This window comes from Streptomyces roseifaciens (assembly GCF_001445655.1).
Lineage (GTDB): Bacteria > Actinomycetota > Actinomycetes > Streptomycetales > Streptomycetaceae > Streptomyces > Streptomyces aureoversilis.
On the sequence record NZ_LNBE01000002.1, the window covers coordinates 46,709 to 68,220 of the forward strand.

The window sequence follows — 21,512 nt, forward strand, 5'->3', positions numbered from 1 at the left end:
GGCCCGGCCGACTCCGGTTCAGGAAGCGCGGCGGCCGGATTTCCCGGTCGCCGTCTTCTTGGCCGTCTTGGCCGTGGCGCTCTTGGCCGTGCCGGGCTTGGCCGTGGAGGTGGCGGTCTTCTTGCCCTTGGCGGTGGAGGAGGCCGCCGCGGTCTTCTTGGCGGCGGTGCGTTTCTGCGGTGCGGCGGATTTCTTTGCGGTGCTGCGCGTCGATTTCCTGGGCGCAGCCTCCCTCTTGGTGCCCTTTTCCGTTTCTTCCCCCGTCTTTCCGGCCGCTTTGTCGATGGACGCCTGGAGTGCGGCCATCAGGTCGATGACGTTGTCCGGTGCGGGTGCCGTCTCCTTCTTGGGGACCGGCCGGTCGGACAGGTGGGCGTTGATCAGCTCGCTCAGGGCGATCTCGTACTCGTCCTCCAGCTCGTCGAGGTCGAACTCCTCGGAGAGGGTGTCCATCAGGCTCGTGGCCATCTTCAGCTCCTGCGGCCGCACGGTGACCGAGGAGGGCGGTGCGAGGTCGCCGCTGTCGCGGATCTCGTCCGGCCAGTACATGGTGTGCAGGGTCAGCAGGTCGCCGTGGACCCGCAGGAGGGCCAGGGACTCCCGGGTCCGCAGTGCGATCTTGGTGACGGCCACCCGCTCGGTCTGCTTGAGGGTCTCGCGCAGCAGGACGTAGGGCTTGTCGGCCGCCGCGCTCTCGGGGGCGAGGTAGTAGCCGTTGGAGAGCTGCAGGGGATCGATCCGGTCGGCGTCGACGAAGGCGAGCACGTCGATGAGCTTCTTGCTGGGCAGCGGCAGCCCGGCCAGCTCGTCCTGGGTGACGACGGCGGTGTGTCCCTCGTCGTCCTGGAAGCCCTTGGCGATGTGCTCGTAGTCGACCGGCTCGCCGCAGGCTTCGCAGATGCGCTTGAGGTGGATCCGGCCGCCGTCCGCGTCGTGGACCTGGTGCAGTCTGAGGCCGTGTTCCTGGGTGGCGGCGTACAGCCGTACGGGTACGGACACCAGTCCGAAGCCGATCGCACCTTTCCACATGGTCCGCATAGTTTTATCCCTCCACGGGGAATTCCTACCTTATGTCTGTCTCCCCGGAGCGGCAGGCGGTGGAGATCGAGGGCCACCGGCTGGCCCTGACCCACCTCGACCGGGTGCTCTTCCCCGCATCGGGCCACACCAAGGCGCAGGTGCTGCAGTACTACGCACGCATCGCCCCGGTGATGGTGGCGCACACGGCCGACCGGCCCGCCTCCTTCGTCCGCGCCCCGGAGGGACCGGGCGGGCAGAGCTGGGTCGCCAAGAACCCGCCCGGCGGCAAGCCCCGGTGGGTGCGGGTGGTGCCGGTGGAGCACCGCGAGGGCGTCACCGAGCAGGTCGTCATCGACACCACGGCCGCCCTGGTCGCGATGGCCAACCTCGGTGCGTACGAGGTGCACGTCCCGCAGTGGACGGTGACGGCCGGCCCCGACGGCCACGACCGGCTCGTCCTGGACCTGGACCCCGGCCCGGGCGCCGACCTCGTGGTCTGCTGCCGGGTCGCCCAGCGGCTGCGCCAGCTCCTGGACGACGACGGGCTGACCGCCCACGCCGTCGTCTCCGGCTCCAAGGGCCTGCACCTGTACGCGCCGGTCCACGCGGCGTCCGGCCGGGCCGCCGGCGGCTACGCCAAAGCGCTGGCCGCCCGCATGATGGGCGAGCACCCCGGCCTCGTCGTGGTCTCCATGGCGCGCGTCGAACGCCGGGGGAAGGTCCTCATCGACTGGTCGCAGAACGCGAGCGCCAAGACCACCGCCGCGCCCTACACCGTGCGGCTGCGGGAGGGCGTCCCCGGAGTGGCCGCCCCGGTCACCTGGGACGAGGTCGCCGCGTGCCGGGACCCCGAGGAGCTCGCGTTCACCCCCGAGCAGGTGCTGGACCGGGCGGAGACCTACGGGGACCTGCTGGCCCCGCTCACCGGCGACGCCACCCGCGCGCAGCTCCCGTGACGTCCCGCCGTCAGCCGAGCCGGGTCAGATCGGGCCGCAGCCGGTGCCAGACGGGGTGCCGGAGGCGGCCGGACGCCGTCCAGCCGGAGAAGACGACCTCGGCGACGAGCCGGGGCTCGACCCAGTGGGCGCCCGGCACGTCGGCGGGGCCGGCGAAGGGCGGGTCCGCGCGCGGGATCACCGCCAGGTAGCGGGCCAGTTCCCGGCGCTCGCGCTCGGAGAGCCCCGATCCGACGGACCCGGCGTAGCGCAGGCCGTCCGGCTCCTCCACGCCGACGAGGACCGCCCCGGGCAGCCCGGAGAGGGAGCCGCGCCCCTCGGCCCAGCCGCCGATGATCACGTCGAGGGTGACGACGTGCTTGGTCTTGCGCCATTCGGACGACCGGATGCCGGGCGTGTAGAGGGACGTCAGCTTCTTCGCGACGACACCCTCGAACCCGCCTTCGAGGGTGGCCTCCCAGGCCTGCTGCCCGTGCCCCTCGACGGCGGCCGGCACCGACCAGGCCGGGCCCGCGAGGCCGAGGCCCTCCAGCACGGCGCGCCGCTCCCGGTAGGGGAGGCCCAGCAGGGACCGGCCGTCGAGGTGCATGACGTCGAAGAGCATCAGGCGTACGGGGTACTCCGCCGCGAGGCGGGCCGCCCGGTGCGGGTCGGTGACGCCCATGCGGCGCTGGAGCAGCCCGAAGTCGGGCCGCCCCGCCCCGTCCAGGACGACGACCTCGCCGTCGAGGACCGCGGGCCGGCCGCGCAGCTGCTCCGCCAGGGCCCGGAGTTCGGGGTAGGTCACGGTGGCGTCGTTGCCGGCGCGGGTGACCGGCCGGAGGGTGCCGTCCCCGGGCAGGGTCACGACCAGGCGGATCCCGTCCCACTTGACCTCGAAGGCCCACGCCGCCTCCTCGGCCGCGGGCGGCAGGGGCGCGGAGGTCGCCAGCATCGGCCGGATCGCGGGCGGCGGGGCCGGGGTGCGCCGGGCGGTCGGGGGCATCGCCTGCCGCCTAGCCCTTCCCCCGCGCCCACTCCAGCAGCTGGGGCGCCGTCCACGTCGTGATGATGCGTTCGGCGGGCACTCCGCACTCCTCGGCGCGGGCGCAGCCGTGGATCTGCCAGTCGAGCTGGCCGGGGGCGTGCGCGTCGCTGTCGAGGGAGAACAGCACGCCCGCGTCCAGCGCCTGGCGGATCAGCCGGCGGGGCGGGTCGAGCCGCTCGGGGCGGCAGTTGATCTCCACGGCGGTGTGGAAGCGGGCGCACGCGGCGAAGACCATCGCCGCGTCGAAGGCGGACTCGGGCCGTCCGCGGCCGGCCAGCAGCCGCCCGGTGCAGTGGCCCAGGACGTCCACCAGGGGGTTGGCCACGGCCCCGACCAGCCGGCGGGTCATGGCGTCCGCGTCCATGCGCAGCTTGGAGTGCACCGAGGCGACGACGATGTCGAGCTCGTCGAGCAGGCCGGGCTCCTGGTCGAGCGAGCCGTCGTCGAGGATGTCGCACTCGATGCCGCGCAGCAGCCGGAAGCCGTCGCCGAGGCTCTCGTCCACCTCGGCGACCACGTCGAGCTGGGCGCGCAGCCGCTGCGCCGTCAGCCCCCGGGCGATGGTCAGGCGGGGGGAGTGGTCGGTCAGCACCGCCCACTCGTGCCCGAGGTCGCGCGCCGCCCGCGCCATGGCGTCGATCGGGCTGCCGCCGTCGGACCAGTCCGAGTGCATGTGGCAGTCGCCGCGCAGGGCCGCACGCAGGGCCTCGCCGCCCTCCGCCAGCGGGTTCCCGGCCTCCTCCGCCAGTTTGGCCAGGTACCCGGGCACGCGCCCGGCCAGGGCCTCCGCCACCACGCCGGCGGTCTTGGGCCCGATGCCCTTCTCGGTGGTGAGCGTGCCGGCGGCCGCCCGGCGCCGTACCTCCTCCTCCGGCAGCCCGGCGATCACCTCGGAGGCGGTGCGGAATGCCTTGACCCGGTACGTGGGCGCGTCCGCGCGCTCCAGCAGGAAGGCGATCCGGTCCAGTGCCTCCACCGGGTCCATCGCACCCACCGCCTCCTTCGCCGTCCGGTACCCCTACCGTGCGCGATCCGGGAGGAGCGCGCACGTGCGAGGGCTGCGGGCGCCGGGTGCGCGTGGGTGAACCGGTGAGTAGGCCCGGTGTGCGGTGGGGAGGGTTCGGGCATGAGAGCCCCCACGCCGTCCCCCTCTCCGTCCTCTCCTTCCTCCGGTTCCTCCGGCGGGCACACGGGCCGCGCGGTGGTCCTCGGCGCGGGCATGGCCGGGATGCTGGCCGCGGCCGCGCTCGCCCGGCACGCGGGCGAGGTCGTGATCGTGGAGCGGGACCGGCTGCCCGAGGGGATGGAGCCGCGCAAGGGCCTGCCGCAGGCGCGTCACGCGCACCTGATGATGTCCGGCGGGGCCCGGGCGGTGGAGTCCCTGCTGCCCGGCACGATCGAGGGGTGGGTGCGCGCGGGGGCCCGCCGGATCCCGCTGGGGACCGGGCTGGTCGCGATGGGCCCGCAGGGCTGGTACCCGCGCTGGCCGGGCACGCAGTTCCTGATGGCCTGCACGCGCGACCTGCTGGACATGGTCGTGCGCGAGCAGGTGCTGGCCCTGCCCGGCGTCACGCTGCGCGAGGAGACGGACGCCCTAGCTCTGCTCGGCGGCGCACAGCGGGTCACCGGCGTGAAGGTCCGCACGGCCGGCAGCCACTCCGCGGAGGCGCTGGAGGCGGATCTGGTGGTCGACGCCTCCGGGCGCGGCTCCCAGGCCGCGCGCCGCCTCACCGAGCTCGGACTGCACCCGGCGCACGAGGAGACGGTCGACACCGGCATGGTCTACGTGACCCGGATCTTCCGGGCACCCGCCGGCAGCGAGCGCTTCCCCGTGGTCAGCGTCCAGGCCGACCCGCGCGGGCGGGGGCCCGGCCAGGGCGCGACGATGGTCCCCGTCGAGGGCGGCCGCTGGCTGCTCACGGCCTGCGGCACGCGCGGCGGCGAACCGTCGCGGGAGCCGGGGGAGTTCGAGCCGTTCGTGCGCAGCCTGCGCCACCCGCTGATCGCCGACCTGATCGCCGGCCGGGAGCCGCTGACCGACGTCCACCTCACGCGCAGCACCGTCAACCGCCGCCGCTACTTCGAGCGCATGCCCGCCTGGCCGGAGGGCTTCGCGGTGGTGGGGGACGCCGTCGCCACGTTCAACCCCGTCTACGGGCAGGGCATGTCCGTGGCCGCCCACAGCGCGGTCGCGATCCGCGACATCCTGGCGGAGCAGGGCCTGGGGGCGCCCGGTCTGGCCCGGCGCATCCAGCGCGCCGTCGGCCGCTCCGCGGGCAGCCCGTGGGACCTGGCCACGGGCGAGGACATCAACTACCCCGGGGCGATCGGCGAGCAGCCCCCGGCCGCGGCCCGGCTGCTGCGCGGCTACGTCCAGCGCCTGATGCGTACCGCCACCGTGAACCCCGTCGTCATGCGCTCCCTGTTCGATGTGATGACGCTGTCCGCGCCGATGACGGCCCTGGTCAAGCCGCCGGTCGTGCTCGGCGTGCTGCGCGGGCCCGGCCGCGAGGCGCGCAACGAGCCGTCGATCACCGCCGCGGAGCTGGCGCTGTGCGGGCTGGGGCCGCGGTGACCGGCGCCGCTGCGCGGCGGATCCCGCAGGGGCGCGGCGCGGTTCGGCACCGCCGGTCTCCCACGCCGTGGTTGCGCACCGCTGCGGCGGCGGTGTTCCCGGGGCGGCCCCCGGGCTGCCGTGACCTGGCGGAATACGCAGCCACCGCCCCGGCGCGTGTCACGCTCCGCCGCGGCGCAGCGCCACCGGCGGCAGGAACTCGCCCCGCAGCGTCCGGTGCCACCAGGCGCCGGACTCCCGCCGCTCCTGCCACGTGGTGAAGCGGTAGAGGTACAGCCGCGCCCGCACGTGGGTCGGCGGGGCGCCGGGGAAGGGGTTGTGCCGCAGCAGCCGCAGCGTGGCCCGGTCGCCCGTCAGCAGCCGCTCCATGAAGGGGCCGAACCACGGCTCGGCGTAGGCCGGGGAGATCCCGGCGAACCACATCATCCAGTCGAGCCGCAGGTGGTACGGGGCGTACTGGCGGGGCAGCCGCCCCAGGTCGCCGGGCTTGCCCTTGAAGCCGTACTCCTTCCACACCGTGTCCGGCCCGACCCGCTCCTCGTCGGTGCCCTCGACCACCACCTCGTAGCGCCTGCGGTTGATGCTGCCGAACGCGCCGTAGGTGTTGACCAGGTGGAAGGCGTTGAAGGACATGTTCATCCGCTGCTGCCGCGAGAGCATGTTGCGCACCGGCCACCAGCTCAGTACGGCCACGAGCGCGGTCGCGGCGAGGACGAGGACCTCGTACCAGCCCGGGGGAGGGGGCGCCGGGGAGTGCGCCGGCAGGCCGAGGAGCTCCGCGGCCGCGGCGCCGTCGACCGCCGAGAGGGCCATGACGATGGTCAGCCAGTTGAGCCAGGAGAAGTTGCCGGAGGCGACGAGCCAGAGCTGGGTGCAGATGATCACGGCGGCGGCGATGCTCGCGACGGGCTGCGGGGTGAAGAGCGCGACCGGCACGACGAGCTGGGCGACGTGGTTGGCGGCCGTCTCCACGCGGTGCAGCGGCCGTGGCAGGCGGTGGAAGTACCAGCTCAGCGGGCCCGGCATGGGCTGGGTCTCGTGGTGGTAGTACAGGCAGGTCAGGTCCCGCCAGCAGGGGTCGCCGCGCATCTTGATCAGCCCCGCGCCGAACTCGACGCGGAAGACCAGCCAGCGCATCAGCCACAGCACGAGGACCGGCGGGTCCGTGCGGGCGTTGCCCAGGAACACCGCGAGGAAGCCGGCCTCCAGCAGCAGCGACTCCCACCCGAAGCCGTACCAGGTCTGGCCCACGTTGACGATCGACAGGTACATCACCCACAGGGCGGCCCACATCGCCATCGCCGCCCACAGCGGCACCGCGTCCGCCGCACCCGCCGCCACCGCCGCCGACAGTGCCGCGCCCGCCCACGCCCACACCGCGAAGAACCGGTCCGAATAGTGCAGGTGGAAGACGCCCGGGGCCCTGCGGAAGGGCACGTGGCGCACGAGGCGCGGCACCGGCAGCATGCCCCGTTCGCCGATCAGCGCGCGGAACTGGAGGGCCGCCGCCAGGAAGGCGACGAGGTAGATCCCGGCGAGCGCACGCTGCAGCACCAGCCTGCTCAGCCAGTACCCGGAGACCGTGAACCACTCCATGGCGTATCCGTACCACTCCGGAGTGCGTAGTCACATCGAAGAAACGGGCAAAAGGTGTCAGAGTAGCTCTATGGTTGATCGGGGAGCGACGCCTGCCTCCGCACCGGCGGGTTCCGTGCCGGACGACTGGCCCGCTCGCCCGGAGCTCACCCTCGCCCTCAACCGCATGGGCGGCTTCGACTGGGACCTCGACACCGGCGTGCTGCACATGGACGCCTCGGCCCTGGAGCTCTTCGACCTGTCCCCCGAAGAGTTCAACGGCCGCCTCTCGGGCCTGGCCGACAAGCTGCCCCGCGCCGACGCCGCCGATCTCGACGCCCAGGTCACCCGCGCCCTGAAGGAGGGCCGCGAGACCTACAGCGCCTACTACCGCATCCGCGCCCCCGACGGCAGCCTGCACTGGACGTACACCCAGGGCCGGATCCGGCGCGACGGGGAGGGCCACCCGCACCGCATCATCGGCATCGTCCGCGACGCCGCCGAGGAGCTCGGCCACTCGATCGGCAGACGCGACGAGAACCGGCTCTCGCACACCACCATCGTGGAGACCCTCACCGCGGCCCTCGCCCACGCGCGCACCGTCCAGGACGTCGTCGACTTCTTCCGCGACGACCGGGCCGTCCAGCACCTCGGCTCCGACCTGCTCGTCCTCGGCATCGTCGAGACCGGCCGGATCCACATGGTCGCCGAGGGGCCCGGCGAGCACTACATCCCGGGCACCCGCTGGACCCGCATCGACGACAACTTCCCCATGAGCGAGGTCATCCGCACGATGGCCCCGCGCTTCATCGAGTCCCGCGACGAGTTCGCCCGCTCCTACCCCTGGCTGTGGGAGCGCATCAAGGACACCGGCATCTCCTCCGCCGCCTACCTCCCGCTCATCGCCCAGGCCCGCCCCGTCGGGGCCATCGGGCTGCTCTACCGGGAGACCCGCGGCTTCACCCAGCAGGAGCGCAACCTGCTCATCGCCCTCTCCAGCAGCCTCTCCCAGTCCATCGCCCGCGCCATGCTCTACGACCAGGAGCACGACCTCGCCGAGGGCCTCCAGCAGTCCATGCTGCCGCGCCGCATCCCCGAGGTCCCCGGCGCGCAGATCGCCGTCCGCTACCGCTCGGCCCGCATGGGCCGCGACATCGGCGGCGACTGGTACGACGTGATCCCGCTGCCCGGCGGCCGGGTCGGCGCCGTCATCGGCGACGTCCAGGGGCACGACACCCAGGCCGCCGCCGTCATGGGCCAGCTGCGCATCGTCCTGCGGGCGTACGCCACCGAGGGGCACGCCCCGGCGACCGTCATGGCCCGCGCCTCCTCCTTCCTCCACGAGCTCGACACCGACCGCTTCGCCACCTGCGCCTACGCCGAGGCCGACCTGTCCACCGGCGTCGTCCAGCTGGTGCGCGCGGGCCACATCGACCCCCTGCTGCGGCACACCGACGGCACCTGCCGGCGCCTGCCCGTCTCCGGGGGGCTGCCGCTCGGCCTCTCGGCCGAGTTCGGCCGGCTCGACTACCCCGTGACCACGGTGGAGATCGACCCCGGCGAGACCCTGCTGATGTTCACCGACGGCCTCGTCGAACAGCCCGGGTCCGACCTCGACGAAGGCATGCAGCGGCTGTCCGCGATCGTCCGCGACGGTCCCTACGAGCTCCACCAGCTGGCCGACCGGCTGTGCGACGTGATCGGCGAACGCGTCGGCGAGGACGACATGGCCGTCCTGCTGCTGCGCCGCCAGGGCGCGGCCACCCAGGGCGGCGGCCGGCTCCAGCAGCACATCGCCCCGGCCGACCCCGAGGCCCTCTCCGCGGCCCGCCACATGATCCGCGCGGCGGTACGGGCCTGGGGCGCGCGCGAGCGGTCCGACGAGATCGAGCTGGTCGCCGACGAGCTGGTGACCAACGCCCTGCTCCACACCGACGGCGCGGCCGTGGTCACCATCCGCATCATCACCGGCCCCGAGCGGCGGGTGCGCGTCGACGTCGAGGACAAGTCCAGCACGCTGCCGCGCCGCCGGGAGCCGGGGGAGTCGGGGGTCTCGGGGCGGGGCCTGCTGCTGGTCGACCGGCTCGCCGACGTGTGGGGGGTCGAGTCCCGCGGCTCGGGGAAGTGCGTGTGGTGCGAGTTCGTGGTCCCGGGGCGGCACGAAGGCACCCGGACGGTGTCGGGGGCGCCGGAATCCGGCTGATCCGTACGTCACCTGACAGAGCGTCCGATCGTTGCCCCAGTCACTCGGAATTGCGTATTACGCGCCGATCCGGGTCAACTGTGCTCTCCACCCCCCAAGATCACGAAAAGGGTTCCGAGAGCATGCGAAGACTCACCCCCTTCGTCCTCCTCGGTGCGACCGCCCTGGCCGCGCCGATGCTGATGACCGTTCAGGCGCCGCCCGCCCGTGCGTTCGGCACCGTCAACACCCTCGGCCAGCACGCCGAGCACGAGCGCATCACGCGTGCGGCCCTGGCCTGCCCGCCCGGCACCCCCTCCGACGGCAGCTGCTTCGAGCCCCGCTCCCTCGACCAGATAGCCGGCCGCGGCGGCACCTTCGGCGCCGTCGGGGCCCCCGACACCGACGAGGTCCTCAGCCCGGCCGCCCACTGCGACAACGCCGACCACCTCGACCAGCCCGGCTACGCCCGCACCCGCGACCAGGCGACCAAGGAGCTGCTCGCCTGCGTCGCCCGCCTGCAGGCCCGCTTCGCCGAAGGCGTCACCGCCGCAGGCTCCACCCTCGCCGCCGACGGCACCGTCGCCGCCCGCGAGGCCGACCTCGCCAAGGACTGCACCTTCACCCTCGGCGTGCCCGGCCGCAACAAGTGCGAGGCCGTCGAGGCCTTCGGCCGCGTCCTCCACGGCGTCCAGGACTTCTACTCGCACAGCAACTGGACCGACAAGGCCGACCCCGGCCGCCCCACCGGCAAGAACAACCCGCCCGGGCTGAACCTCCCCGCCCCCTCCCCGCTGTTCGCCCTCGGCAGCGGGCAGCCGCCGCACAGCTCGGCCGTGCCCGCCGGCCTCACCACCGGCTGCTTCTCCCTCGTGCCCCTCGGCTGCTCCGGCCGCGTCCAGCACGGCGACCTCAACAAGGACAACGGCCTCGTCGACGCCGTCACCGGCGCCACGAGCAGCCCCGGCACCGCGCGCGGCAAGACCGGCGCCAACTTCGACCGGGCCGTCCAGGGCGCCATCGCCGACACCCGCCGGCAGTGGGCCGACTTCCGCACCGCCCTCGTCACCCGCTACGGCAAGGAGCGCGGCGAGCGCGCCGCGTGTGTGCTGACGCACGACGAACCGGCCCGCACCTGTTGACGCCGATGAGAGCCCGGCGGTAAGCGCAGTCACGTAACCGACGGGCACATCCTGATCCGGCGACCGGGGCGCCACGGCGAAGAGGCCAAGGTCACAGCAGTTGCCACTGCTGCAGGGCGCCCCGGCTCCCCTAGCCTTCCCCCCATGACGGTCCTGCCTGACGAAGGCTTCCCCCTGGCCGCCGAGTTCCCGGACCCCACCCGTGAGCAGTGGCAGCGCCTGGTGGAGGGTGTACTGCGCAAAGCGGGCGCGGCTGACGCATCCGGCCCGGCTGCCGAGGCGGCACTCGCCACCGAACTCCAGGACGGGCTCGTAACCGGCCCGCTCTACACCGCCGACGACGCCCCCGCCGCGCCCGGATACCCGGGTTTCCCCCCGTTCGTCCGCGGCGGACGGGCCGAAGGGACGGCCGCGACCGGCTGGGACGTGCGCCAGCGCCACGCCCACCCGGACCCGCGGCAGGCCAACGACGCGGTGCTCGCCGACCTGGAGAACGGCGTCACCTCCCTCTGGCTGACCGCCGGGCCCGCCGGCATCCCCGTCGACGGCATCGCCACCGCCCTCGACGGCGTCTACCTCGACCTCGCCCCCGTCGTCCTCGACGCGGGCGCGGACTTCGAGGCGGCCGCCCGGGAACTGCTGCGCCTGTACGACGAGCGCGGCCTCGCCCCCCGCGCCGCCCTCGGCAACCTCGGCGCCGACCCGCTCGGCACCCTGGCCCGCACCGGCACCGGAGCCGACCCCGAGGCGCCCCTGGCCGCCGCGGCCGCCCTCGCCGCCCTGTGCGCCGACAGCCGGCCCGGCCTGCGCGCCCTGACCGTCGACGCCCTGCCCTACCACGAGGCCGGCGGGTCCGCCGCCCAGGAGCTCGGCTGCTCGCTGGCCACCGGCGTCGCCTACCTCCGTACGCTCACCGCCGCCGGGCTGACCGTCGACCAGGCCTGCGCCCAGCTGGAGTTCCGCTACGCGGCCACCGCCGACCAGTTCCTCACCATCGCCAAACTGCGCGCCGCCCGCCGCCTGTGGGCCCGCGTCGCCGAGGTCAGCGGCGCCGTCACCGCAGGCGCCGCCCAGCGCCAGCACGCGGTCACCTCCACGGTGATGATGACCCGCCGCGACCCGTGGGTGAACATGCTGCGCACCACCGTCGCCTGCCTCGGCGCGGGCGTGGGCGGCGCCGACGCCGTCACCGTCCTGCCCTTCGACGACGCCATCGGCCTGCCCGACGCCTTCGCCCGCCGCATCGCCCGCAACACCTCCTCGGTGCTGCTGGAGGAGTCCCACCTGGCCAGGGTCATCGACCCCGCCGGCGGTTCCTGGTACGTGGAGCGCCTCACCGACGAGCTCGCGCACGCCGCCTGGGCCTGGTTCCAGGAGCTGGAGCGCGCCGGCGGCCAGGCCGCGGCGCTGCGCTCCGGCCTGGTGGCCGAGCGGCTCGCCGCGACCTGGGCCCGCCGCTCCGCCGACCTGGCGACCCGGCGCGAACCGGTCACCGGCGTCAGCGAGTTCCCGCACCTCGGCGAGCAGCCGGTGCAGCGCGAGCCCGTACCCGCGGCCCCCGGCGGCGGCCTGCCCCGGGTCCGGCGCGACGAGGCCTACGAGGCCCTGCGGGCCCGCTCCGACGCCCACCTCGCCGCGACCGGGGCCCGCCCGCGCGTCTTCCTGGCCGCGCTCGGCCCCGCCGCCGCCCACACCGGCCGCGCCACGTTCGCCGCCAACCTCTTCCAGGCCGGCGGCATCGAGCCCGTGCACCAGCCCGCCACGGTCGACGCGGAATCCGTCGCCGAGGCGTTCGCGCGCAGCGGCGCCGGGGCGGCCTGCCTGTGCTCCAGCGACAAGCTCTACGCCGAGCAGGCCGAAGCCGTCGCCGCCGCCCTGAAGGCCGCGGGCGCCGGGCGGGTCCTGCTCGCCGGGAAGCCCGCCGGCGAGCAGCGGGAGGCGTATCTGCGGGCCGGGGTCGACGAGTTCGTCTTCGCCGGCGGTGACGCGGTCGCCGTCCTCTCCTCCGTCCTCGACCGCATGGGAGTGGCGTGATGCGCATCCCCGACTTCTCCGGAATCGACCTGGGACCGGCGGACGCCGACCGGGCGGCCGACCCCGGGCACTGGCGCGCGGCCCTGAAGGAGGCCACCGGCAAGAGCGCCGAGGACCTGGTCTGGGAGACCCCCGAGGGCATCGGCGTCAAGCCGCTCTACACCGCGGACGACCTGCACGGGCTCGACTTCCTCGGCACGTACCCCGGCATCGCGCCCTACCTGCGCGGCCCGTACCCGACGATGTACGTCAACCAGCCCTGGACCATCCGGCAGTACGCCGGGTTCTCCACGGCCGAGGAGTCCAACGCCTTCTACCGGCGCAATCTGGCGGCCGGTCAGAAGGGCCTGTCCGTCGCCTTCGACCTGCCGACCCACCGCGGCTACGACAGCGACCACCCGCGCGTCACCGGCGACGTGGGCATGGCGGGCGTCGCCATCGACTCCATCTACGACATGCGGCAGCTCTTCGACGGCATCCCGCTGGACAGGATGAGCGTGTCGATGACGATGAACGGCGCGGTGCTGCCGGTCCTCGCCCTCTACATCGTCGCCGCCGAGGAACAGGGCGTACCGCCCGAGAAGCTGGCCGGGACCATCCAGAACGACATCCTCAAGGAGTTCATGGTCCGCAACACCTACATCTATCCGCCCCGGCCCTCGATGCGGATCATCTCCGACATCTTCGCGTACACCTCGCAGAAGATGCCGCGCTACAACTCCATCTCCATCTCCGGCTACCACATCCAGGAGGCCGGGGCCACGGCCGACCTGGAGCTCGCCTACACCCTCGCCGACGGGGTGGAGTACCTGAAGGCGGGCATCGAAGCGGGCCTGGACGTCGACGCGTTCGCACCCCGGCTCTCCTTCTTCTGGGCGATCGGCATGAACTTCTTCATGGAGATCGCCAAGCTGCGCGCGGCCCGGCTGCTGTGGGCCCGGCTCGTCAAGCGCTTCGAGCCGCAGAACACCAAGTCGCTGTCGCTGCGCACCCACTCGCAGACGTCGGGCTGGTCGCTGACCGCGCAGGACGTCTTCAACAACGTGGCCCGCACGTGCGTGGAGGCCATGGCCGCGACCCAGGGGCACACCCAGTCGCTGCACACCAACGCCCTGGACGAGGCACTCGCCCTGCCCACCGACTTCTCCGCCCGCATCGCCCGCAACACCCAGCTGCTGCTGCAGCAGGAGTCCGGCACCTGCCGGGTCATCGACCCGTGGGGCGGCAGCGCCTACGTCGAGCGGCTCACCCACGACCTCGCGCGGCGCGCCTGGCAGCACATCGAGGAGGTCGAGGCCGCGGGCGGCATGGCCCAGGCCATCGACGCGGGCATCCCCAAGCTGCGCGTCGAGGAGGCCGCGGCCCGCACCCAGGCCCGCATCGACTCCGGGCGGCAGCCCGTCATCGGCGTCAACAAGTACCGGGTGGACAGCGACGAGCAGATCGAGGTCCTCAAGGTCGACAACTCCTCCGTGCGCACCCAGCAGATCGAGAAGCTGCGGCGGCTGCGCGCCGAGCGCGACGAGGCGGCCTGCCAGGACGCCCTGCACGCGCTCACCAGGGCCGCCGAGGCCGGATCCGGGCAGGGGCTCGAAGGCAACCTCCTCGCCCTGGCCGTGAACGCCGCCCGCGCCAAGGCGACCGTCGGTGAGATCTCCGACGCACTGGAGAAGGTCTACGGACGGCACGCCGGGCAGATCCGTACGATCTCCGGTGTGTACCGCGAAGAGGCCGGCCCGTCGTCCGGGGTGGAGCGCACCCGCGCCCTGGTCGAGGCGTTCGAGCAGGAGGACGGCCGCCGCCCGCGCATCCTCGTCGCCAAGATGGGCCAGGACGGCCACGACCGCGGCCAGAAGGTCATCGCCACCGCCTTCGCCGACCTCGGCTTCGACGTCGACGTCGGCCCGCTCTTCCAGACGCCCGAGGAGGTCGCCCGGCAGGCGGTGGAGGCCGACGTGCACATCGTCGGCGTCTCCTCCCTCGCGGCCGGCCACCTCACGCTCGTGCCGGCGCTGCGCGAACAGCTGGCGGAGCAGGGGCGCGAGGACATCATGATCGTCGTCGGCGGCGTCATCCCGCCGCAGGACGTCCCCACGCTGCTGGAGATGGGCGCCGCCGCGGTCTTCCCGCCCGGCACGGTCATCCCGGACGCCGCCCACGACCTGCTGAAGACCCTCGCCGGGGTCCTCGGCCACGAACTGTGAGCAAGGGCTCCTGACGATGGCACGGACGATCGACATCGACGCCTACGTGAAGGGCGTGCTCGACGGCAAGCGCGCGATCGTCGCGCGCGCCATCACCCTCGTCGAGTCCACCCGGGCCGACCACCGGGCCCTCGCCCAGCGGATGCTGACCGAACTGCTCCCGCACGCGGGGGCGGCCCGGCGGATCGGCATCACGGGCGTGCCGGGCGTCGGCAAGTCCACCTTCATCGACGCCTTCGGCACGATGCTCACCGGCTTCGGCCACCGGGTCGCCGTCCTCGCCGTCGACCCGTCCTCCAGCCGGACCGGCGGCAGCATCCTGGGCGACAAGACCCGCATGGAGCGCCTCGCCGTCGACCCCGCCGCCTTCGTCCGGCCCTCGCCCACGGCCGGCACCCTCGGCGGCGTGGCCCGGGCCACGCGCGAGACCATCGTCGTCATGGAGGCCGCAGGCCACGACGTCGTGCTCGTGGAGACCGTCGGCGTCGGCCAGTCCGAGACCGCCGTCGCCGACATGGTCGACAGCTTCCTCATGCTCACCCTCGCCCGCACCGGCGACCAGCTCCAGGGCATCAAGAAGGGCGTCCTCGAACTGGCCGACATCGTCGCCGTCAACAAGGCCGACGGTCCCCACGAGCGCGACGCCAAGGCCGCCGCACGCGAACTGGCCGGAGCGCTGCGCCTGCTGCAGCCGCCGGACGCCGCCTGGAACCCGCCCGTGCTGACCTGCAGCGCCCGCGAGAGCACCGGCCTGGACGTCCTCTGGGACCGGCTTGAGCAGCACCGGCGCGTCCAGGAGGGCACCGGGGCGCTGGCCGCGCGGCGCCGCGAGCAGCAGGTCGACTGGGTCTGGACGATGGTCCGCGAACAGCTCCTGAACGAGCTGCGCGACCACCCCGCGGTCCGGGCGGCCGGGCCGGGCATCGAACGGCAGGTGCGCGAGGGCACGCTGCCGGCGAGCCTGGCAGCGGAGCGGCTGCTGGAGGCGTTCCGCCACAAAGATTAAAAGCCCGTCCGGCGTTTGAGGACAAAGGCGGTGCCTCGGGCTCCGGGAACCTCCCGGCTCCACGGCGCGTTTTCTCCGGACCGGCCGACCCGCGGCCGGAATCCCGGAGGAGCCGCGATGAACGACCTGGTCGCCGGCGGGAACGCCATGCTGCCCGACGGCACGTTGACGCTCCGCGTGCCCGGCCCCTTCGACCTTTCAGTCATCGTCACCGGCGAGAGCGGAAAGGTCGAAGGGGACGGGGACTTCGTCTTCTACAACCAGCCGTCCGCGCCCGGAGCCCGGCTCGCCGGTGACACCGTCACCGTCGACCCCCGCGGCTTGCGGCACGGGGCCGCGCGGGTCACGGTCGTGGTCAGCCCGGCCGACCCCGGCACACGGCTCGGGGCGCTGCCCCTGCCCGTCCTGAGCGTCGCGGAAAGCGGCGGCGGGGTCCTGGCCAGGTTCGCGCCGCCGCGCCCCGGCCCGGAGACAGTGCTGATGCTCGCCGAGCTCTACCGGCGCGGCACCGGCTGGAGGATACGGGCCCTGGGCCAAGGCTATGCGGACGGACTCGCGGGCGTGGCCAGGGACTTCGGCGTGGACGTGGCGGACGAGGGAGACGGGGCGCACGCGACGCACACGACGCACACGACGCACACGACGCACACGACGTATGCGACGCACAGGCCGGACGCGACGGGTGACGCCTTCGCCGCCCTCGTGAACGCCGAGCGGTCCGCGGCCGGGGTGCCGTCCGTGACCGTGGACCACCGGCTGGTCTCCGCGGCGCGGGCCCACGCCGCGGACATGGCCGCGCACGGCCGCCTCGCCGCCGAGAGCCCGGACGGGACGTCCCTCCACCACCGTATAGCCGCCACCGGCTACCGCTGCCTGACCGTCACCGAGCACCTCGTCTCCGGCCCGCGCACCCCGGCCGAGTTCGTCGCCTACTGCCTGGGCGGGAGCGAGCGTGCGCTGCCGTTCCGGGATCCGGCCGTCGCCCACGTCGGCGTCGGCCACGCGGCGGCACCGTCGGGGGACACCTACTGGACCGCCGTGTGGGCCGCGCCCATGACCCCCGGCGGGCTCGCCCGGCTGGCCGCGGAGGTCACCGCCCTCACCAACGCCGAGCGCGCCGCGGCCGGTCTGCGCCCGCTGGCCGCCGATCCCCGGCTGGCCGCCGCCGCGCAGGCGCACAGCGACGACATGGTCGCCCGCGACTTCTACGCCCACACCTCGCCGGAGGGGAGCGAGCCCTGGGACCGGGCGCGGGCGGCGGGGTGCCCGCACCCGGGCATCGGCGAGAACATCGCCTGCGGGCAGCGCAGCGCGGCGGAAGTCGTCCGGGGCTGGATGAACAGCCCCGGCCACCGCGCCAACATCCTCAAGCCGGACTTCGCGTACATCGGCGTCGGCTACGCCACGGGCAGCCGGGCCGGCACGTACTGGACGCAGCTGTTCGGCACGTGACCGGGGCCGGCGCCGAGGCCGGGGCGGGGCGGGGCGGGGTCAGGCGAGTCCGAGCCCGCCGTCGTCCACCGGCGCGAAGTGCCGCTCCACGTCCGCTTCCGTCACGGCCTCCAGCCGGTCGGGCACCCAGCGCGGCGTGCGGTCCTTGTCCACGACCTGCGCGCGGATGCCCTCCAGCAGGTCGGGGTCGGCCAGCGAGGCGCATATGACGCGGTAGTCCTGCTCCAGCACCTCGGGCAGACCGGGCAGCCGGCGGGCGCGGCGCAGCGCGCTCAGCGTGACCTTCAGCGCCGTGGGCGACTTGCCCCGGATCGCCTCCGCCGCCTTCCCGGCCTCCGCGACGCCGCTCCCGGTGAGCCGGCGGAGGATCTCCTCGACGGTGCCGGCGGAGTAGCAGTGGTCGATCCAGTCCTGCTGTGCGGCCAGTTCGCCGGCGGGGGCCGGTGCGGCGAAGGCCCGTACCGCCTCGGCGGGTTCCGACACGGCCAGCGCGGCGGCGAACTCCTCCAGCCGCGCCGCCGGGACGAAGTGGTCGGCGAACCCCGCGCGCACGGCGTCGCCCGGGCCCATGCGCGAGGTCGTCAGGGCGAGGTGCGTGCCCAGTTCGCCCGGCGCCCGGGAGAGCAGGTACGTGCCGCCGACGTCGGGCGCGAAGCCGATGGCCGTCTCGGGCATGGCCACCGCGGACCGCTCGGTGACGATCCGTACGCCGCCGTGCGCCGACAGGCCGACGCCGCCGCCCATCACCAGGCCGTCCATGAGGGCGACGTACGGCTTGGGGCAGGCCGCGATCCGGGCGTTGAGCCGGTACTCGTCGCGCCAGAACTCCCTGGCCTCCGCGCTGCGCCCGGCGCGGACGTCGTCGTGGACGGCCCGGACGTCGCCGCCCGCGCACAGGCCGCGGTCGCCCGCGCCGTCGAGCACCACCGTGGTCACGGCGTCGTCGTGCTCCCACGCGTCCAGGGCGGTGTGGATGCGGCGGACCATGGCGTGGGTGAGCGCGTTGATGGTGCGGGGCCGGTTGAGGGTGATGCGGCCCGCGCGCCCCTCCCGGCGCAGGAGTACGGCGTCGTCGATGGTGGTCATCGTTCCCCTTTCACTGGATGGCGGAGCGGGGTGGCCGAGCGGCGCGCGGCGGGGTGCGCTCCCGTCAGGAGCGGCCGGACGCGGTGGTTGTGCCCGCCGCGTCGGTGATGCCCCGGATCGGGCAGCGCGGGCCGGTGGCGCGCAGCAGCCGCAGATCGGCCGTCACGAGCGTCGCCCCCAGCTCCTCGGCGACGGCGACGTAGGCCGCGTCGTCCGGCGTGAGGTTGTCCTTCAGCTGCCACATCCGTCCCAGCAGGGGCTCGACGGCGACCTTCCGCAGCGTCAGCCCGGGCAGCTGCCCGGCGACTTCGGCCACCCGCTCGGCGGTCACCTGTCCCGCGAGGTACATCCCGCGCAGGGACTGCATCACTTCCACCAGGATGTGCTCGGGAGCGGCCCACTCGGCGTCCGCCGCGAGCGCGGCGCGGGCGCAGGCGCCCCGCGGTCCGTCGTCGGCGAGCGCCAGAACGAGTGCGGAGGCGTCGACGACGATCAAGGTGACTCCCAGCGTGTGCATGATGCGGCGGTCGCGGCTGAGGCCGCGCCGCCACCCTAACCGCGCGGGCACGGCCGCGGAGCGGCCGGGTGTGCCGCCGACGCCGACGCCGGACCGGTTACGCCGCCGCGGGCTTGAACGCCCTTCACGCGGGCCCGGGCGTGGGCTCTCATGCCGGCGTGGGCTCTCACGCCGGCTTGGGCTCTCACGCCGCGCCGGGCCGGGCCCCCGTGTCCCTTGCGCCGGCCCGGCCCTCGCCCCGGCCCGGAAAGCGCCGATCCCCGTACCGGGTTGTGCGGGGTGCGGCCGTGGGGGAGCCGTGCCGGACGGAACCGGTGCCGGGCTGTGCGGGCATCAGGCCGGGGCGTGCGGCGCCGCCATGCCGGGCCGCGCAGCGGTACGCGCTCGCCGCGCCCGCGAACCGTCGCTCTCAGTTCACCGGCCCCGCCCAGTGGACGGTCGCGAAGTCCTGGCCGAAGCCGGGGCGGACCGCGACGTCCACGCGGCCGAGTCCCTCCTGCGGCACGTCGAAGGCGAGCGTCGCCTTGCCCGACGCCTTCGGCTCCAGGGTGCCGGTGAAGGGGGTGCCGACGCCGCTCGCGCTGTCGAAGATCTGCGCCGCGCGGTCGGCCTTGTCGCCGGATTCGAGGGTCACCAGGATGCCCGCCGTGTCGAGCGGATCCTTGGAGCCGTTGGTGACGCTGACCGTGAACTTCACCGGCTGGTTGCCCGCCGTGTGCCCCAGGGAGGTGCCGGACGGGGTGAACCGTTCCGGCTTCGTGACCGTCACCTTCAGGCCGCTGCGGTACGCGTAGGTGTCGCCGAAGGCGGCCACCCGCGCCGAGGGGGAGGCCGAGGGGCCGCCGGACAGCGTGATCGTCTGCCCCGTGCCGACCTTGCCGTTGCCTCCGCAGGCCAGGCCCGCCGTCGCCACGGCGGCCGCCGCCGCGAAGGCCACGGCTGCTCTCCCCGCGCTGGGCCGGACCGCGCCCCGAGGCCGAACGTGCGCCGCCCGGGGCGGCCGTCTCGTGCCCATGTGCACTAGCGTGCGCCGCGGGGCGGCGGTGCGCATCCGGAGGGCGGGGGAGCGGTCCGCCCGGCGGTGTCAGCCGCCCAGGACCTTCTTGAGCTGGGCGGTCTGCGGGCCGGAGTCCTGCGCGGGGATCGTCCAGCGGAAGCTCTTGCCCTCGCCGTCGGTGTACGTGAGGGTGCCGCCGCGCTGGGCGTTGCTGATGTCGAAGGTGCGCGCCCGCACCTGCGAGGCGCCGGCCCGGATCGGGCCGCCGGAGTCGAAGCCCTGCAGGAAGATGTTCGCCTCGCTGTCGGCGGCCTGGCCGTCGGCGGCTATCCACCGCCAGCCGCCCTTCTCGGTCGGCGTGGTCTCGGCGGCGGCCACGTCCGTCATCGGGCGCTCCTTCACCGTGACGATCGCGAACAGGCCGCGCGTGGGCTTGTCGGCCGCGGTCCTGGCCGCGTAGACGACGCTCGTGGGCGTGATCTCGAGCTTGCCTCCGCCCCCCGCGCCGACGGTCTCGGTGCCCTTCCCCATGGGCAGGGGCTCGCCCGCGGGCTCGTCGGCCGCGGCGGAGGGCGACGAGCCGGCTGACTTCACGGTCTCGGCCTTCGTCTCGCTGCTGCAAGCGGCAAGCGACAGGGCGGCGGCGAGGCAGAAGGCGGTGACGGCTGTGGTGCGCATACATCCCCCGGAGGTGCGGGTTACTTGAGGTACGAACGGACCGGGGAACCGTACCCTCGGTAACAACCGCAAACGCGCCGTCTGCATCAATCGTGACCAGCTCGCTACCTTCCCGGTATTGCGGAGGGACTGCTTCGTCCCAATAAGGCGCCCCGAAAAGGGATGAGCCGGACCCTCGCTCTCAGCCGAGGTTCTCCCCGGCGTGAGGGCTCAGCACTCCCGCCGCCACCAGAACGAACAACAGCAGCCCGAGCAGGACGCGATAGATGACAAAAGGCATGAAGCTCCTGGTGGAGATGAAACGCATGAACCAGGCGATAACTGCATAACCCACCACGAACGCAACGGCCGTGGCGAAGATCGTCGGCCCCCAGGCGGTGTGCCCCGCACCCGCGTCCTTCAGCTCGAAGACGCCGGAGGCGAGCACCGCCGGGACGGCGAGCAGGAAGGAGTAGCGGGCCGCCGCCTCGCGGGTGTAGCCGATGAGCAGGCCGCCGCTGATCGTCGCGCCCGACCGGGACACGCCGGGCACCAGCGCCATCGCCTGGCAGAAGCCGAAGACCAGGCCGTCCCGGACCGTCAGGTCCCGCAGCTCCTTGCGGCGTTTCGCGGCCCGGTGCCGCCCGCCGCCCTCGTCGCGCGCCGCCAGCCGGTCGGCGTACCCGAGCACCACGCCCATCACGACGAGCGTGGTGGCTATGAGCCGCAGGTCGCGGAACGGTCCCTCGATGGCGTCCTTGAGCACCAGCCCCAGCACCCCGATGGGGATCGAGCCGATGATGACCAGCCATCCCGTCCGGGCGTCGGGATCGCGTCGCGCCCGCCGGTCGTGCAGCGACCGGAACCAGGCGCCGACGATGCGCGCGATGTCCTTGCGGAAGTAGATGAGCACGGCGGCCTCCGTGCCGATCTGGGTGACCGCGGTGAACGCCGCACCCGGGTCCGGCCAGTCCGCGAACGCGGCCGTCAGCCGCAGGTGGGCGCTGGAGGAGACCGGGAGGAACTCGGTCAGTCCCTGGACGAGCCCGAGGACGAACGATTCGAACCAAGACATGTGGGCC

General features: G+C 73.9%; 17 protein-coding genes. 8 read left to right on the forward strand and 9 right to left on the reverse strand.

All coding sequences use genetic code 11. The annotated features are described in order from the left end of the window. Positions 1-18: 18 nt before the first annotated feature. Complete coding sequence (gene ku / locus AS857_RS02075) at positions 19-1,029, reverse strand: non-homologous end joining protein Ku (RefSeq protein ID WP_245699552.1); 1,011 nt, start codon at positions 1,027-1,029, stop codon at positions 19-21. Between the two features lie 41 nt (positions 1,030-1,070). Here ku and ligD (AS857_RS02080) point away from each other — a divergent pair, with 41 nt between their 5' ends. After that, a complete protein-coding gene (gene ligD / locus AS857_RS02080) occupies positions 1,071-1,976 on the forward strand; it encodes a non-homologous end-joining DNA ligase (RefSeq protein ID WP_058041371.1) in 906 nt (301 codons plus the stop codon). Between the two features lie 10 nt (positions 1,977-1,986). On the opposite strand, the gene ligD (AS857_RS02085) is transcribed toward ligD (AS857_RS02080), so the two are convergent. Both ligD (AS857_RS02085) and AS857_RS02090 read right to left on the reverse strand, forming a co-directional pair. Continuing rightward, positions 1,987-2,961 (reverse strand): non-homologous end-joining DNA ligase, encoded by a 975-nt coding sequence (gene ligD, locus AS857_RS02085; protein ID WP_058041372.1) that lies wholly within the window; start codon positions 2,959-2,961, stop codon positions 1,987-1,989. A 10-nt stretch (positions 2,962-2,971) separates the two neighbouring features. Continuing rightward, a complete protein-coding gene (locus tag AS857_RS02090; RefSeq protein ID WP_058041373.1) occupies positions 2,972-3,988 on the reverse strand; it encodes a PHP domain-containing protein in 1,017 nt (338 codons plus the stop codon). Between the two features lie 141 nt (positions 3,989-4,129). On the opposite strand from AS857_RS02090, the gene AS857_RS02095 reads away from it, so the two are divergent. Beyond that, positions 4,130-5,578, forward strand: a complete 1,449-nt coding sequence (locus AS857_RS02095; RefSeq protein ID WP_107105487.1) for an FAD-dependent monooxygenase — start codon at positions 4,130-4,132, stop codon at positions 5,576-5,578. Between the two features lie 159 nt (positions 5,579-5,737). Here the strand turns inward: AS857_RS02095 and AS857_RS02100 are convergent, their stop codons facing one another. Further along, entirely contained in the window at positions 5,738-7,174 is a 1,437-nt protein-coding gene (locus AS857_RS02100; RefSeq protein WP_058041374.1) for a lipase maturation factor family protein, read from the reverse strand. A gap of 70 nt (positions 7,175-7,244) precedes the next feature. Here AS857_RS02100 and AS857_RS02105 point away from each other — a divergent pair, with 70 nt between their 5' ends. From AS857_RS02105 to AS857_RS02130, 6 genes are all read left to right on the forward strand, one after another. After that, positions 7,245-9,356, forward strand: a complete 2,112-nt coding sequence (locus AS857_RS02105) for a SpoIIE family protein phosphatase (RefSeq protein WP_058041375.1) — start codon at positions 7,245-7,247, stop codon at positions 9,354-9,356. Positions 9,357-9,478: 122 nt separating this feature from the next. Continuing rightward, positions 9,479-10,477 (forward strand): hypothetical protein, encoded by a 999-nt coding sequence (locus tag AS857_RS02110; protein ID WP_058041376.1) that lies wholly within the window; start codon positions 9,479-9,481, stop codon positions 10,475-10,477. 144 nt (positions 10,478-10,621) lie between these two features. Then, positions 10,622-12,511, forward strand: coding sequence for a methylmalonyl-CoA mutase small subunit (gene mutA / locus AS857_RS02115; protein ID WP_058041377.1), 1,890 nt, complete (start codon positions 10,622-10,624; stop codon positions 12,509-12,511). Next, positions 12,511-14,715: a methylmalonyl-CoA mutase gene (gene scpA, locus AS857_RS02120; protein WP_058041378.1), complete on the forward strand. Its 2,205-nt coding sequence runs from the start codon at positions 12,511-12,513 to the stop codon at positions 14,713-14,715. Before mutA ends, scpA begins: the two co-directional genes overlap by 1 nt. Before the next feature lie 16 nt (positions 14,716-14,731). Next, the gene (meaB, locus tag AS857_RS02125; RefSeq protein WP_058041379.1) at positions 14,732-15,721 is read left to right on the forward strand and encodes a methylmalonyl Co-A mutase-associated GTPase MeaB; all 990 of its coding nucleotides are present in this window, start codon (positions 14,732-14,734) and stop codon (positions 15,719-15,721) included. Between the two features lie 117 nt (positions 15,722-15,838). Then, on the forward strand, positions 15,839-17,173 hold the full coding sequence (locus AS857_RS02130) for a CAP domain-containing protein (protein ID WP_058041380.1): 1,335 nt from the start codon (positions 15,839-15,841) through the stop codon (positions 17,171-17,173). 39 nt (positions 17,174-17,212) lie between these two features. Here AS857_RS02130 and AS857_RS02135 read toward each other — a convergent pair whose 3' ends face one another. The 5 genes from AS857_RS02135 to AS857_RS02155 all read right to left on the reverse strand — a co-directional run bounded on the left by AS857_RS02135 (position 17,213) and on the right by AS857_RS02155 (position 21,505). Further along, positions 17,213-18,259: an enoyl-CoA hydratase/isomerase family protein gene (locus AS857_RS02135; protein WP_058041381.1), complete on the reverse strand. Its 1,047-nt coding sequence runs from the start codon at positions 18,257-18,259 to the stop codon at positions 17,213-17,215. A gap of 64 nt (positions 18,260-18,323) precedes the next feature. Continuing rightward, a complete protein-coding gene (locus tag AS857_RS02140) occupies positions 18,324-18,776 on the reverse strand; it encodes a type II toxin-antitoxin system VapC family toxin (protein ID WP_107105488.1) in 453 nt (150 codons plus the stop codon). 409 nt (positions 18,777-19,185) lie between these two features. Then, on the reverse strand, positions 19,186-19,713 hold the full coding sequence (locus AS857_RS02145) for a DUF4352 domain-containing protein (RefSeq protein WP_058041382.1): 528 nt from the start codon (positions 19,711-19,713) through the stop codon (positions 19,186-19,188). Between the two features lie 147 nt (positions 19,714-19,860). After that, complete coding sequence (locus tag AS857_RS02150) at positions 19,861-20,451, reverse strand: hypothetical protein (RefSeq protein WP_058041383.1); 591 nt, start codon at positions 20,449-20,451, stop codon at positions 19,861-19,863. 181 nt (positions 20,452-20,632) lie between these two features. Next, complete coding sequence (locus AS857_RS02155; protein WP_058042051.1) at positions 20,633-21,505, reverse strand: undecaprenyl-diphosphate phosphatase; 873 nt, start codon at positions 21,503-21,505, stop codon at positions 20,633-20,635. Between the last annotated feature and the right edge of the window lie 7 nt (positions 21,506-21,512).

Coding starts and splice junctions, on each gene's coding strand:
- ku (WP_245699552.1), bottom strand. CDS start 1,029: ATGTGGAAAGGTGCGATCGGCTTCGGACTGGTGTCCGTACCCGTACGG.
- ligD (WP_058041371.1), top strand. CDS start 1,071: ATGTCTGTCTCCCCGGAGCGGCAGGCGGTGGAGATCGAGGGCCACCGG.
- ligD (WP_058041372.1), bottom strand. CDS start 2,961: ATGCCCCCGACCGCCCGGCGCACCCCGGCCCCGCCGCCCGCGATCCGG.
- AS857_RS02090 (WP_058041373.1), bottom strand. CDS start 3,988: ATGGACCCGGTGGAGGCACTGGACCGGATCGCCTTCCTGCTGGAGCGC.
- AS857_RS02095 (WP_107105487.1), top strand. CDS start 4,130: ATGAGAGCCCCCACGCCGTCCCCCTCTCCGTCCTCTCCTTCCTCCGGT.
- AS857_RS02100 (WP_058041374.1), bottom strand. CDS start 7,174: ATGGAGTGGTTCACGGTCTCCGGGTACTGGCTGAGCAGGCTGGTGCTG.
- AS857_RS02105 (WP_058041375.1), top strand. CDS start 7,245: ATGGTTGATCGGGGAGCGACGCCTGCCTCCGCACCGGCGGGTTCCGTG.
- AS857_RS02110 (WP_058041376.1), top strand. CDS start 9,479: ATGCGAAGACTCACCCCCTTCGTCCTCCTCGGTGCGACCGCCCTGGCC.
- mutA (WP_058041377.1), top strand. CDS start 10,622: ATGACGGTCCTGCCTGACGAAGGCTTCCCCCTGGCCGCCGAGTTCCCG.
- scpA (WP_058041378.1), top strand. CDS start 12,511: ATGCGCATCCCCGACTTCTCCGGAATCGACCTGGGACCGGCGGACGCC.
- meaB (WP_058041379.1), top strand. CDS start 14,732: ATGGCACGGACGATCGACATCGACGCCTACGTGAAGGGCGTGCTCGAC.
- AS857_RS02130 (WP_058041380.1), top strand. CDS start 15,839: ATGAACGACCTGGTCGCCGGCGGGAACGCCATGCTGCCCGACGGCACG.
- AS857_RS02135 (WP_058041381.1), bottom strand. CDS start 18,259: ATGACCACCATCGACGACGCCGTACTCCTGCGCCGGGAGGGGCGCGCG.
- AS857_RS02140 (WP_107105488.1), bottom strand. CDS start 18,776: ATGCACACGCTGGGAGTCACCTTGATCGTCGTCGACGCCTCCGCACTC.
- AS857_RS02150 (WP_058041383.1), bottom strand. CDS start 20,451: ATGCGCACCACAGCCGTCACCGCCTTCTGCCTCGCCGCCGCCCTGTCG.
- AS857_RS02155 (WP_058042051.1), bottom strand. CDS start 21,505: ATGTCTTGGTTCGAATCGTTCGTCCTCGGGCTCGTCCAGGGACTGACC.